The 12,775-nt window shown below is 72.1% G+C and carries 13 protein-coding genes; 6 read left to right on the forward strand and 7 right to left on the reverse strand.

What is annotated here, in order from left to right; all coding sequences use genetic code 11:
* The first annotated feature begins 104 nt into the window (after positions 1 to 104).
* The gene (locus tag ACH5AF_RS00355) at positions 105 to 746 is read left to right on the forward strand and encodes an IclR family transcriptional regulator (protein ID WP_398899046.1); all 642 of its coding nucleotides are present in this window, start codon (positions 105 to 107) and stop codon (positions 744 to 746) included.
* A 77-nt stretch (positions 747 to 823) separates the two neighbouring features.
* Positions 824 to 1,612: a S16 family serine protease gene (locus tag ACH5AF_RS00360; RefSeq protein WP_398899047.1), complete on the forward strand. Its 789-nt coding sequence runs from the start codon at positions 824 to 826 to the stop codon at positions 1,610 to 1,612.
* On the opposite strand, the gene ACH5AF_RS00365 is transcribed toward ACH5AF_RS00360, so the two are convergent.
* From ACH5AF_RS00365 to ACH5AF_RS00380, 4 genes are all read right to left on the reverse strand, one after another.
* Complete coding sequence (locus ACH5AF_RS00365; protein WP_398899048.1) at positions 1,551 to 2,978, reverse strand: MFS transporter; 1,428 nt, start codon at positions 2,976 to 2,978, stop codon at positions 1,551 to 1,553. The genes ACH5AF_RS00360 and ACH5AF_RS00365 overlap by 62 nt on opposite strands.
* Positions 2,979 to 3,054: 76 nt before the next feature.
* Positions 3,055 to 3,240, reverse strand: a complete 186-nt coding sequence (locus ACH5AF_RS00370; protein ID WP_398899049.1) for a hypothetical protein — start codon at positions 3,238 to 3,240, stop codon at positions 3,055 to 3,057.
* Between the two features lie 12 nt (positions 3,241 to 3,252).
* Entirely contained in the window at positions 3,253 to 3,837 is a 585-nt protein-coding gene (locus ACH5AF_RS00375; protein ID WP_398899050.1) for an ArsR/SmtB family transcription factor, read from the reverse strand.
* A gap of 100 nt (positions 3,838 to 3,937) precedes the next feature.
* On the reverse strand, positions 3,938 to 4,420 hold the full coding sequence (locus ACH5AF_RS00380; protein WP_398899051.1) for an Lrp/AsnC family transcriptional regulator: 483 nt from the start codon (positions 4,418 to 4,420) through the stop codon (positions 3,938 to 3,940).
* Between the two features lie 121 nt (positions 4,421 to 4,541).
* Between ACH5AF_RS00380 and hppD the strand changes: the two genes are divergently transcribed.
* A complete protein-coding gene (gene hppD / locus ACH5AF_RS00385; RefSeq protein WP_398899052.1) occupies positions 4,542 to 5,687 on the forward strand; it encodes a 4-hydroxyphenylpyruvate dioxygenase in 1,146 nt (381 codons plus the stop codon).
* A 438-nt stretch (positions 5,688 to 6,125) separates the two neighbouring features.
* On the opposite strand, the gene ACH5AF_RS00390 is transcribed toward hppD, so the two are convergent.
* Complete coding sequence (locus ACH5AF_RS00390) at positions 6,126 to 7,742, reverse strand: tetratricopeptide repeat protein (RefSeq protein ID WP_398899053.1); 1,617 nt, start codon at positions 7,740 to 7,742, stop codon at positions 6,126 to 6,128.
* A 108-nt stretch (positions 7,743 to 7,850) separates the two neighbouring features.
* Here ACH5AF_RS00390 and ACH5AF_RS00395 point away from each other — a divergent pair, with 108 nt between their 5' ends.
* Positions 7,851 to 9,218 (forward strand): FAD-binding oxidoreductase, encoded by a 1,368-nt coding sequence (locus ACH5AF_RS00395; RefSeq protein WP_398899054.1) that lies wholly within the window; start codon positions 7,851 to 7,853, stop codon positions 9,216 to 9,218.
* Between the two features lie 17 nt (positions 9,219 to 9,235).
* Here ACH5AF_RS00395 and ACH5AF_RS00400 read toward each other — a convergent pair whose 3' ends face one another.
* Positions 9,236 to 9,667 carry an SsgA family sporulation/cell division regulator gene (locus ACH5AF_RS00400; protein WP_398899055.1) on the reverse strand — a complete coding sequence of 144 codons (432 nt, stop codon included), beginning with the start codon at positions 9,665 to 9,667 and terminating at the stop codon, positions 9,236 to 9,238.
* A 228-nt stretch (positions 9,668 to 9,895) separates the two neighbouring features.
* Between ACH5AF_RS00400 and ACH5AF_RS00405 the strand changes: the two genes are divergently transcribed.
* Positions 9,896 to 11,530, forward strand: coding sequence for an RDD family protein (locus ACH5AF_RS00405; protein WP_398899056.1), 1,635 nt, complete (start codon positions 9,896 to 9,898; stop codon positions 11,528 to 11,530).
* Positions 11,531 to 11,615: 85 nt separating this feature from the next.
* Positions 11,616 to 12,398 carry an RDD family protein gene (locus tag ACH5AF_RS00410; RefSeq protein WP_398899057.1) on the forward strand — a complete coding sequence of 261 codons (783 nt, stop codon included), beginning with the start codon at positions 11,616 to 11,618 and terminating at the stop codon, positions 12,396 to 12,398.
* On the opposite strand, the gene ACH5AF_RS00415 is transcribed toward ACH5AF_RS00410, so the two are convergent.
* Positions 12,387 to 12,719, reverse strand: coding sequence for a hypothetical protein (locus ACH5AF_RS00415; RefSeq protein ID WP_398899058.1), 333 nt, complete (start codon positions 12,717 to 12,719; stop codon positions 12,387 to 12,389). The genes ACH5AF_RS00410 and ACH5AF_RS00415 overlap by 12 nt on opposite strands.
* Positions 12,720 to 12,775 lie beyond the last annotated feature (56 nt).

Here is a 12,775-nt window from a genome sequence, read left to right on the forward strand (position 1 = left end):
GTGTGCCATGGCCTGCCGGCGGCCTCTGGGTGCGTCGCCGATGGGACCGGTGTCGCGACATCTCTACGAGGACCGCCGTCACTCACTCCGAAGGAGAGGGCGTCGTGACCGCGGAAACCTCCCAGACGCTCGACAGGGGACTACGTGTCCTCAAGCTGCTCGCCGATACCGACCACGGGCTGACCGTCACCGAGTTGTCCAACAAACTCGGCGTCAACCGCACCGTCGTCTACCGTCTGCTCGCCACCCTCGAGCAGCACGCCCTGGTCCGACGTGACCTCGGCGGCCGGGCCAGGGTCGGCCTCGGTGTGCTCCGGCTCGGCCGGCAGGTGCACCCCCTTGTACGGGAAGCGGCCATGCCGGCCCTGCGCTCGCTCGCCGAGGACATAGGGGCGACGGCTCATCTCACCCTGGTCGACGGCGCGGAGGCCCTCGCGGTCGCCGTCGTCGAACCGACCTGGACCGACTACCACGTCGCCTACCGGGCGGGCTTCCGGCACCCGCTGGACCGGGGGGCTGCCGGCAAGGCGATCCTCGCCGCGCGCCAGAACCCGCCCGCGGAGCCCGGCTACACCCTCACGCACGGCGAGCTGGAGGCGGGCGCGTGCGGCGCGGCCGCGGCGCTCGTGGGCGTGACCGGGATAGAGGGCAGCGTCGGTGTCGTCATGCTGGCGGACGCGGTTCCGGAGCGGGTCGGCCCGCGCGTACTGGACGCGGCTCGCGAGGTCGCTGACGCCCTGCGCTGACGCCTGCGCTGACCGGTCGGCGCCGGGGGATCACGCCCCCCGGGGCACGGCAGGCGCGGGCGGATAGATTGGCACCCGTGCTCTCCAGTCTCACGCGCCCCCGCGCCCTCGCCCTGTGTGCCCTGCCCGTCGTCGCGCTGCTCGCCGTCGCCGGACTCGCGCCGCTGCCGTACGTCGTCGCGCAGCCGGGGATGACCGCGGACGTGCTCGGCAAGGACCAGGGGCGGCAGATCATCACGATCTCCGGGGCTCCGACGCGCAGGACGGAGGGCTCGCTGCGCATGACGACGATCGTGGCGAGCGGACCGTCCGCCGAGGTCGACCTCGGTGATGTCGTCGACGGGTGGTTCCGTACGGACCGCGCGGTGCTGCCCCGCGACGCCGTCTACCCGGCCGGCAAGTCCGACAAGGAGATCGAGCGGCACAACGTCCGCGACATGGAGCGGTCGCAGGACGTCGCCACCCGCGCCGCCCTCGACCATCTCGGCGTGGACCCCGCGAAGGTGAAGGTCTCGCTGCACCTGGCCGACGTCGGCGGGCCCAGTGCCGGCCTCCTGTTCTCCCTGGGCATCGTCGACAAGCTCGACGGCGACGGCACGGGCGGCGACCTCACCGGCGGTCGTGACATCGCCGGTACGGGCACGATCAGCGCCGACGGCAAGGTGGGCCCGGTCGGGGGCGTGGCGCTGAAGACCCTGGCGGCCAAGCGGGACGGCGCGACGGTGTTCCTGGTCCCGAAGGACGAGTGCGCGGAGGCCGAGGCGGAACTGCCTGCCGGGTTGCGGCTGATTCCGGTCACCACGCTCAAGGGCGCGGTCGATTCACTGCGGGCGCTGGAGCGGGGCGGGAAGGTCCCGGCCTGCTGACACCGACGGCGTCCTGCCCGGCGCCGTTCCCGGTGTGGTTCACGTTTCCCGGCCCGTTTGCAGGCCCGGTGTGGTTCACGTTTCCCGGCCCGTTTGCAGGCCCGGTGTCGTTCACGTTTCCCGGCCCGGTGCCGTTCACCTCTCCGGGCGGTCCGTCCGAGTCCGTACGCAACCCCTGCGACCCGTCAGCGCCCGCGTTCAGTTCCCGCCAGGACGGGAACACCGCCGGTGCCAGTGTCGCCAGGAAATACAGCCCGCCCAGCACCAGCAGCGTCGCCACGAGGCCCGACCGCTCGATCAGGTAGCCCGCCGCCAGGCCGCCGAGCGGTGTCGTCATCAGCACCCCGGCCGTCGTCGTGCTCGCGACGCGGCTGCGCAGCCCGTCCGGGATGCGCTCGTACATCATGGTCGTCAGGATCGGGTTGAGCATGCCCGCCCCCAGCCCGCCGACCGCCATCGTGCCGACGAGCGGCGCGGTCCCGTCCACCAGCGCGGCCACCACGAACCGCGGCAGCCCGCACAGTATGAACGCGACCGTGAACAGCACCCGCCGGGGGAAGCGGTGTCCGACCGCCGCGTACAGCAGTGCGCCGAGCAGCGCGCAGCCGCCGAAGACGGCGACGAGCAGGCCGAGGTCGCGTGCGCCGCCCAGGTTCTCGCGTGCGTGCACGGGCAGCAGGACCGAACTCCAGCCCTGGTCGAGGCCATTGGTGAGCATCACCATCAAAACGGCGCCGAGCAGCAGCCTGCTGCGCAGCAGGAAGGCGTACCCCTCCCGCAGTTCGCCCCGATAGGCGGCGAGGGAGATGCGGGGCACGTCCCGCTCGGGCTCGGCGGCGCGCAGGCCGCGCAGGCCGACGGAGACCAGCAGTGCCGAGCCGCAGAACGTGGCCGCGTCCACGGGCAGGACGGCTTCCGCGCCGACCAGCGCGATCAGTACGCCGGCCAGCGCCGCCCCGGCCATGCGCGCGCCGCGCGAGACCGCGTCGAACAGGCTCGCGGCGCGGGCCAGACTCGTACCGGCCCGCTCGGCGAGGTCGGGCACCAGGATGTGGCGCGCGGTCTCGCCGGGTGCGTGGAACAGGCCCGTGACGGCCACCAGCGCGCACAGCATCCAAAACCGCAGCGCGCCCGCATGGTGCAGGAGCGGGATCGCGGCGAGGGAGGCGGCGCAGACCAGGTCGGTGACGACGCTGACGCGGCGGCGGCCGATGCGGTCGATGACCGGGCCGCCGGTGATCGCCGAGACCACCACCGGCAGGGTCGCGCAGAAGGCGACAAGACCGGCCTTCGCGGGACTGCCCGTGGTCTCCAGGGCGAACCACGGGACGCCGATGAGCGTGAGCGAATTGCCGCTGATGGACACCGCGTTGGCCGCAAGAACGGCGGCGAGTGGTCGGCGGCTGCCGACGCGGGCCGCGGCTTTCGGTCCCCCTGCCCGCTCATGCCGTACGGATCGTGCGCCGGTCCGGTCCGCGATGCGGCTGCTCCAGCAGGCGCAGGCCCAATTCGACTAAGGTCCAGCCCAGTTGCGTACGCAGCCGTTCGCGCGGCACATGGTCGGCGGCTTCCGCGCGCAGCTCGTCGGCGCGCAGTTCGTGCAGCCGCAGGTGTATGTCGGCGTGCATGTCCGTGTCCCCTCAGTCGGTGATGCGCGGGAATGCGTGCGTGTGCAGACGGACCTGGGCGACGCCCTCGGTGCCGGGGTCGGGCGCGAGGTTCCGGTAGCTCTCGATGAGCTCGTGGAGCTTGTCCCTGAGTTCGCAGGTCTGCGCGGCGGTCAGCCGCAGCGTGAAGTCGCTGAGGTCGGCGCTGCGTCGCCACTCCTCGGGCCAGTCGCCCCTGGTGCCGAGCCAGGTCGCGACCTCCTGGGTGTGTATGGTCGCGATCTCGTGGATGAAGAGGTCGGCGGCGCCGCGCACCGCCGGGTCCGGGTTGCTGAGCAGGGTGTCGTCGAAGCGCGTGCCATGCGCCGACGCCTTCCACCACCGCTCCCGGCCCTTGCCGCGCTCGGGGTCGTCCTCGACGAAGCCGTGGGCGGCGAGCTGGCGCAGGTGGTAGCTGGTGGCGCCGCTCGACTCGCCCAGTTTCTCCGCCAGCCCGGACGCCGTGGCCGGCCCGTCGTGCCGCAGTACCGACAAAAGGCGCATGCGCAGGGGATGGGCCAGACCGCGCAGCGAGTGCGGGTCGAGCGTGCGAACCTTCGGCGTCTCGTCCTCGGCCATGACGCAAAGGTAGTGTTGCAAAGGATTCTTTGCAACGGCTTTTTGCACAACCTTCTTTGCGGCGGTGTCCTGGTGCGGCGGTCTGCGCGTCCCGCCTCGCTCAGCGGTCGGCCGTCGAGTCCTTTGCCGCCTGCTCCACCAGCGGAATGATCCGCAGCGGCACCGGGTTCTCCATCACGATCGCCGTCGATGCCCGCACGATCCCTTCGAAGCCGACGACCAGGTCGATCACCCGCTGCAGATCGGCGTTGGAACGCGCGACGAGCCGGCAGAGCATGTCGCCGTGGCCCGTGGTCGTGTGCAACTCCAGCACCTCCGGCACCGTCGCCAGGTGCGCACGTACGTCGGAGCCCTGTCCCTGCTTGATCTCCAGCGTTGCGAACGCGGTCACCGGGTAGCCCAGCGCCGCCGGATCGACGTCCGGCCCGAAGCCCCTGATCACGCCGTTCGCCTGGAGCCGGTCCATGCGTGCCTGCACGGTGCCGCGCGCGACCCCCAGCCGCCGGGACGCCTCCAGTACCCCTATCCGCGGTTGGCGGGCGAGCAGCACGATGAGCCGCCCGTCCAGATGATCGATCGCCATGGTCCCTCCGCAATGGTCATCCTGTACACAACGTCCGGCGACTTGCCGGTTCGACTAAACACATTGTCCAGCTGACAAGCCAACTATTGCGCACCTTGCGGAGCAGGGGGAGCCTGCTGCCATGACTGAGACCACGCATCACACCCCGGACACCGCGCGTGAGGCCGACCCCTTCCCGGTGAAGGGAATGGACGCGGTCGTCTTCGCCGTCGGCAACGCCAAGCAGGCCGCGCACTACTACTCCACGGCCTTCGGCATGAAGCTCGTCGCCTACTCCGGACCGGAGAACGGCAGTCGCGAGACCGCGAGTTACGTCCTCACGAACGGCGCCGCCCGCTTCGTCCTCACCTCGGTGATCAAGGCGTCCACCGACTGGGGCCGCTTCCTCGCGGACCACGTCGCCGCCCACGGCGACGGTGTCGTCGACCTCGCCATCGAGGTGCCCGACGCCCGCGCCGCCTACGCGTACGCCGTCGAGCACGGTGCCACCGGCATCGTCGAGCCGCACGAGGTCAAGGACGAGAACGGCACCGTCGTGCTCGCCTCCATCGCCACGTACGGCAGCACCCGCCACACGCTCGTCGAACGCAGCGGCTACGACGGCCCGTACCTGCCCGGTTTCGTCGCCGCCGCCCCGATCGTCGAGCCGCCGGCCAAGCGCACGTTCCAGGCCATCGACCACTGCGTGGGCAACGTCGAGCTCGGCCGGATGAACGAGTGGGTCGGCTTCTACAACAAGGTCATGGGCTTCACCAACATGAAGGAGTTCGTGGGCGACGACATCGCCACCGAGTACTCCGCCCTGATGTCGAAGGTCGTCGCCGACGGCACGCTGAAGGTGAAGTTCCCGATCAACGAGCCGGCGATCGCGAAGAAGAAGTCGCAGATCGACGAGTACCTGGAGTTCTACGGCGGCGCGGGTGTACAGCACATCGCGCTCGCCACGAACGACATCGTCGCCACCGTGCGCACCATGCGGGCCGCCGGTGTCCAGTTCCTCGACACCCCCGACTCGTACTACGACACCCTCGGCGAGTGGGCCGGCGAGACCCGGGTGCCGGTAGAGACGCTGCGCGAGCTGAAGATCCTCGTCGACCGCGACGAGGACGGTTACCTGCTGCAGATCTTCACCAAGCCGGTCCAGGACCGCCCGACCGTCTTCTTCGAGATGATCGAACGGCACGGCTCGATGGGCTTCGGCAAGGGCAACTTCAAGGCGCTCTTCGAGGCGATCGAACGCGAACAGGCGAAGCGCGGCAACCTGTAGGGCCCGACCCCGTGCCGCGTCCGGGGGCGCTGCCCCCGCGCCGTTGCGCGTCGGTCGCGGCGGGGCTCGGTGTGCGCCGGGCCTGGCCGGGGCTCCGCCCGAGCCGTGTGTCTCATTCGCGGGCGGGGCTGGTTTTCGGGGCTGGCGTTGCTGTGCCGTTGTGCCTGGGGTGCGGTGGGGTTCGGTGTGCGCCGGGCCTGGTCGGGGTTCGCCCGAGCCGTGTGTCTCATTCGCGGGCGGGGCTGGAGGCGGCCGGCCGGGCGCAGTGGCCCGGTTGGGCCGGATTCGATGACGGGATGGGTCGCCGTGCAGCGGTGACCCACCCCGTCCGGGTCCCACGGCCGTAGGCCACACCCGGGGGAGGGGCGGAGCCCCCGTTTTCGGGGCGGGGCACTCCCACGGCCGCCAGGCCGTAGGGGGAGGGCGGGGTGCGGGAAATCAGCTCCTCCCGGCTGCCTGCGCCGTCGGCTCCACCGACACCGCCCCTGGCGCGGCAGGAGCTGAGGCAGAAGCGGCGGGTGAAGCCGACGCCTCCGCCTCGGCGTCCTCCGCCTCCGTCTCAGCGGACTCCCCCTCCACCCCGTCGGCCTCCCCCTCCACCCCGTCGGCCTCCCCCTCCACCCCGTCGGACGACGGCTCCGCCTCGTCGGCCGCCGACGCCTCCTCCGTCGCGTCCGGGCCGTCCCCGTCCATGTCCACCGGGCCGCCCGGCGGCGGTTCGCCCAGTGTGTCCAGGGCCTCGCGGGCCAGCGGTGCGAGCAGTGGCGAGAACTGAGGGTTCGTCTGCAGCGCCTCCTCGATGTGCCGCCGCGCCGGCCCGTACTCGCCGAGCTCCCGCTCGATCTGGCCCCGGTGGTACGCGAACAGCGCGCTCCGCAGCCCCTGCCCGGTGGCGAGCTTCGCGAACGGCAGCGCGTCCTCAGCCCGGCCGACACGGTACAGCGCCCAGCCCATCGCGTCCGCGACGTACACGCTGCGGTGGCCGCGCCGCCATTCGCCCTGGAGCAGGCGTACCGCCGTCGCCGGGTCGCCGTGGTCCGCCTCGTACCGCGCCAGCACCAGATCGTTGTCGACCCCGTGGGCACGCGCCTCCTCGACCAGCGTCCGCACGCGGGCGTACTGGGTCGCGGCATCCTCGTCCTGGCCGAGGGACTCGGCCAGCTCGCCCGCCTCCAGGGCGTACTCCGGCTGCGGTGCCTTCTCCAGTGCCTCCTCGTAGTCGCGCTGCGCCGCGTCCACAGGGCCCAGCGCCACCAGGGCACGGGCCCGGCCGGCCAGCGCCCGGTGGGCCTCCGGGTCCTCCTCCAGCGCCGCGTCGTAGTGGCCCACGGCCTCCGCGGCCTCGCCCCGTTCCCAGGCCAGGTCGCCCTGGCGGAGCAGCCCGGCGGCCTTCTCGGGGGACGTGCTCGCTGTCACCGTCGCGTCGTACGCGAGGGCCGCCGCGTCCTCGCGATGCCCCTTGTCCCGGTAGAGCTGCGCCTCACGGCCCCGCACCTGGGGACCCGAGTGCAGCTTCTGCAGCATGTCCGTCGCCTGGGCGGCGAGCTTGTGGTTCCCGAGCCCGTTGTAGGCGTCGGCCAGGACCGGGTAAAGAGTCCACGCCTTGGGTTGCTGTCTGCGCGCGCGCTCGCCCCAGATGCTCGCGGCGACATGGTCGTGTCGGGCGTTGGCCAGTGCCGCCATCCCCACCAGCGCGCGGACGTCCCCGTCCCGGGCCGCACCGAGGGCCAGCGAGCGTCTCAGCGCACGCTCCGCCTTCGGGAAGTCAGCGGGCCGAGCCGTTCGCGTGCCCCGCTCGACGTAAGCCGCGCCGAGCACCGCCCATGACTCGGCGTCACGCGAATGGTCGCGCAACCACGCCTCACGGTCCTCGATCAGCGCCTTCAGATCCGCGGGGGCGGCCGGCGCGCCCGCCCCCGCGGCGGCCATCGCGCGGGCCGCGGGACGCGGACTCGCCTCATCCTCCCATCCGGGCGCGAGCAGGATCACGCAGGTGACCAGCGTCGCGCCGACCAGCGTGCTGACAGCGGCGTTCTTCACGGTTTCGCTCTTCATGGCGCTCACTGTGCGTCAGCGGACAGCCCATACGAAGAACACACTCTGCTGTGTGAAGCGGAAGGCGGACGGGTTCACACCGATGGCCCCTGGTGCGACGCTGGGATCATGGACGATCTCCTGGAACGGCTGCGTACCGGCCTGCCGGCCGAGGCCCTGATCACCGACCCGGACGTGACCGCCTCGTACGGACGCGACATGGCGAGCTTCTGCGACGCGGGCCGTCCCGCCGTCGTGGTCCTGCCCCGCACCGCCGAGCAGGTCCAGCATGTGATGAGGACCGCGACCGCACTGCGCGTGCCGGTGGTCCCGCAGGGTGCCCGCACGGGGCTGTCGGGCGCGGCCAACGCCTCGGACGGCTGCATCGTGCTGTCGCTGACCAGGATGGACCGGATCCTGGAGATCAACCCGGTCGACCGGATCGCCGTCGTCGAGCCCGGCGTCGTCAACGCGGTGCTGTCCCGGGCGGTGAACGAGCACGGTCTGTACTACCCGCCGGACCCCTCCAGCTGGGAGATGTGCACCATCGGCGGCAACATCGGCACCGCGTCCGGCGGCCTGTGCTGCGTCAAGTACGGGGTGACCGCCGAATACGTGCTGGGCCTGAAGGTCGTCCTCGCCGACGGCAGGCTGCTGACCACGGGCCGGCGCACCGCCAAGGGCGTCGCGGGCTACGACCTCACCCGGCTGTTCGTCGGCTCCGAGGGCAGCCTCGGCATCGTTGTCGAAGCGGTCCTGGCGCTCAAGCCGCAGCCGCCCGCCCAGCTCGTGCTGGCCGCCGAGTTCCCCTCCGCGACGAGTGCCTGCGACGCCGTCTGCGCGATCATGGGTCGCGGCCACACACCGTCGCTGCTGGAGATCATGGACCGCACCACTGTCCGGGCGGTCAACAAACTGGCGAACATGGGTCTTCCGGAGACCACCGAGGCGCTGCTCCTATGTGCCTTCGACACCGCCGATCCGGCCGCCGACCTCACTGCTGTCGCAGCGCTCTGCGAGGCCGCTGGCGCGAGCGAGGTCGTGCCCGCCGACACCGCCGCCGAGTCCGAACTGCTGCTCCATGCCCGCCGGTTGTCCCTGACGGCGCTGGAGACCGTCAAGTCGGCGACGATGATCGACGACGTGTGCGTACCGCGCTCCCGGCTGGGCGAGATGATCGACGGGACGGCCGCGATCGCCGACAAGTACGACCTCACCATCGGCGTCTGTGCGCACGCCGGCGACGGCAACACCCATCCCGTCGTCTGCTTCGACCACCTCGACCCCGACGAGTCGCGGCGGGCCCGCGAGTCGTTCGACGAGATCATGGCGCTCGGTCTGGAGCTGGGCGGCACGATCACCGGCGAACACGGCGTCGGCGTGCTGAAGAAGGACTGGCTGGCACGCGAACTGGGGCCGGTGGGACTTGAGTTGCAGCGCGGTATCCGCCGGACCTTCGACCCGCTCGGGATTCTCAACCCCGGCAAGCTGTTCTGAGCCCTCACCCTCCTCCGTCACGCGTCCTCGGTCCTGGTGGGCGCGAGCAGTTCGGCCAGGCCGTCGTCGATGCCGAGCTGCTCCGTCTCGGTGCCGGGCGGGACCACACGCAGCGTCCGCTCGAGCCAGGCGTACACCGCCGCGGATGACGCCTCCAGCAAGGCGTCACCCTCGGGTGAACTCAGCGCCATCATGATGACGCTGCGGCCCCCGGACCTCGACGGCCACACCCGCACGTCCCCGCTGCCGCACGACCGGAGCACACCCTCGACGAGCAGCTCGCGGGCGAACGTCCAGTCGACGGGGTGGTCCGAGCCGATGTGAAAGGTGATGTGCACGGCGTAGGGGTCGTCGGTCCGGTACGTCAGCCGGGCCGGCACGGGGATGCTGCGCTCCGACGACAGCATCAGCTTCAGCTCCAGCTCGCGCTCCACCACGGTGTTCTTCATCGTCGTGTTCCTCATCTCTTCGCTGCTGCGACGGGCCCGCCCGGAGCGGGCCTCACAGGAAGAGAGCGGCTTCCCCCACGGCTCTTACGCGACTTTCGACAATAACTTTCCGTGATCGTACCCTCACCGGAAAGGAGTCGTTACCGAAGGACCGGCCCAGGTGTGCACGAGGGTCTGATAGATGTGGAGCCTTGAATTGAGGCCTCGAAGAGATACGGGACCACGGTGATGAGCGCCCCAACCCCGGCCACCGGCGACAGCAGCCCCGCCCCCGGCTACTACCCGGACCCCTCCATTCCCGGATATGTCCGGTACTGGAACGGCGCCGCCTGGGTGCCCGGTACGAGCAGGCCGGCCCCCCAGCCGGACGAGGAGATGCCCACGCCGCCCGCGGCGGCGGCCTCCGTTCCGGCCCCTGCTGCGCCCGCCCCCGCGCCCGCTCCGGCGGCAGTGGAGGAGACCGGGCCGGTCTTCCTCGACGAAGAGCCCGACGCCGCACCGTCGCGCCCCGAGCCCGCGACCGCCTGGCACGCCGACACCTCCCGCCAGTCGGGCTTCGGCGGTGACCTGGACAGCCGCGTCTCCTGGGGCGGCGCCCAGGACCCGCGTACCGTCGACCGCCCCGACGCCGGCGCCGACCCGCGACGGCCCGCCGACCCGCGACGGCCCGCCGAGCCCGAGGGCTCGGTCGACCCGAGCGGCGGCCGGCTGCCCGGCATGCGCTCGGTCGCCCAGCGGAGCGGCACCGGCCGCGGCGACGCCCCCGGCGACGTCCGCCCGGTCGCGCCGTCCGCCGCGGACGGACCCCTCACCGACGGCACGGTCGCCATCCGGGCCCTGCGCCCCGGCGCCGGTGGCGGCGAGTCCGGTGCCCCGTCGGGCGGTGACGGTCCGGCGGGCCGCCCGCCGGCCGATCACACGGTCGCGATGCGTGCGCAGCGCCCCGGCGGCGCTGCAGCCGGGGAGCAGCCCGACGGCACCATGACGGTCCGCGCGCTCGGAGCCGACGCCGCCGCACCCCCGAAGCAGCCGCAGTCGACCGTTCCCACGCAGTCCCGGCCGCAGCCCCCGGCCCCGTCGCCTGCCCCGCGGCAGCAGTTGCCCCAGCAGCAGTCGATGCAGCAGCAGTTGCCGCAGCAGCAGTCGATGCAGCAGCAGTTGCCGCAGCAGCAGTCGACGCAGCCGCAGGCACCAGCTGCCCGGAGCGCCGCGCCGCAGACGCCCGTCACCGACGGCCCCGGCGGCGGCGCCGCGTCCTGGGCGCAGCAGGTGCACCAGCTCGCCCAGTCCGGCCCGGCCTCCACCGCCGGCGAGCAGCCGGTCCTGCCGTGGAAGCCCCCGGTCGCCGACCCGTTCCTGGCTGCTGCCCAGGCCCAGGCGAACGCCCGCCCTGCCTCCCTCGGCAGGCGGCTCGCCGCCCGGCTCGTCGACACCCTGGTGCTCGGCGCGCTCGTCGGCGCCGTCGCCGTCCCGGTGGTCACCAGTGCGGTCGCCCACGTCAACGACAAGATCGAGGCGGCGAAGCTGTCCGGCGAAACGGTGACGGTCTGGCTGATCGACGGCACCACCGCGGGCCAGCTCGGCATCGTCCTCGGCGCGCTCCTCGTCCTCGGCGTGCTGTACGAGGCCCTGCCGACGGCCAAGTGGGGCCGCACGGCGGGCAAGAAGCTGTGCGGTGTGAAGGTGCTCGACATCGAGTCGCACGAACCGCCGGCGTTCGGCGCCGCGCTGCGCCGCTGGCTGGTCTACAGCGTGCTGGGCCTCCTCGTCGTCGGTGTGCTCAATGTGCTGTGGTGCCTGTTCGACCGCCCGTGGCGGCAGTGCTGGCACGACAAGGCGGCACACACGTTCGTGACCGGCTGACCCCCGCCGTACTCCGGCTCGCGCGCGTTCCCCCGAACGCGCGCGAGCCGTTGCGGGCCCCTTTGCGGCGGTATGCACTGCCCCCATGAGCAACGATCAGCCGCCACCCGGTCCGCCGCCCGATGACGACCCGTTCCGCAAGCGGCCCCAGGAACCCACGCCCGGCGGAGACGGCGGCGGCGCGGGGCAGGGGCCGCCGCCCGGTTCTCCGTACGGCGGGCCAGGTGGGCCGGGCGAACCAGGTGGGCCGGGCGGTCCGCCGCCCGGTGGCGGTTCCCCCTACGACACCCCCGGCGGCGGCGCCGGCGCGCCGGGCGGACCGTACGGCGGCGGCACGCCTCCTCCGTACGGTCCGAATGCCTTCGGGGGTGCTTACGGCGGTGCCGATCCGCTCGCCGGAATGCCGCCGCTGGCCGAGTTCGGCAAGCGGTTCGTCGCACGGCTGGTCGACATCCTGATCATCGCGATCCCTCTCGCGGGGATCTCGCTGCTGATCGGCGGCTGGGACATGACCACGGACGGCAACGACTGGGAGGACTTCACCGACCAGGTGAACACGGGCCGGCAGTGGCTGGTGACGCTCATCTCCCTGGTCGCGTACATCGGTTACGACACGATCATGACGAAGAGGAACGGTCAGACCGTCGGCAAGCGGCTGATGAAGCTGCGGGTCGCGATGCTCAACGACGGCCGGACGCCCGACACGAGTTCCGCGCTGATGCGTGCCGTCGTGCTGTGGGTGCCCGCGCTGGTGTGCTGCTACTGCATCTGGTGGCTGGTCATCCTCATCACCGTGCTGACCGACAAGCCCTACAAGCAGGGCCTGCACGACAAGGCGGGAAAGACCGTCGTCGTCTCAGCGGCGTAGGGAGGGCCCGGCGACTCCTGCCTCGGCGCGGGGCGCCGGCACCCGGGTGGTGAGACCGTCGTGGGCCGCCGCCGAAGTGACGGGCATTGACGCATGGTCGGCCGCGACGGGGTCCGCCTCGCGGGCGGGGTGCTGTCCGTGGGAGGTGGAGCGGCGCACGGGCAGGGCGAGCGCGACCGCGAGGCCGAGAGCCAGGCAGAGGACACCGATCGCGGTGATGGCGATGCCGGCCGTCGTGCGGGTCAGCAGCAGCAGGGCGACGGTCGAGAAGACGACGGTGGCCGAACCGTAGGCGTACTGTGCGGCAGTCGGACGCGGCATCACGGTATCCGTCCTCGGGACATGGGCGGGGAAGGCCTGGGCCAGTGGTCACACTG

This window comes from Streptomyces sp. NPDC018833 (genome assembly GCF_044390825.1).
Lineage (GTDB): Bacteria > Actinomycetota > Actinomycetes > Streptomycetales > Streptomycetaceae > Streptomyces.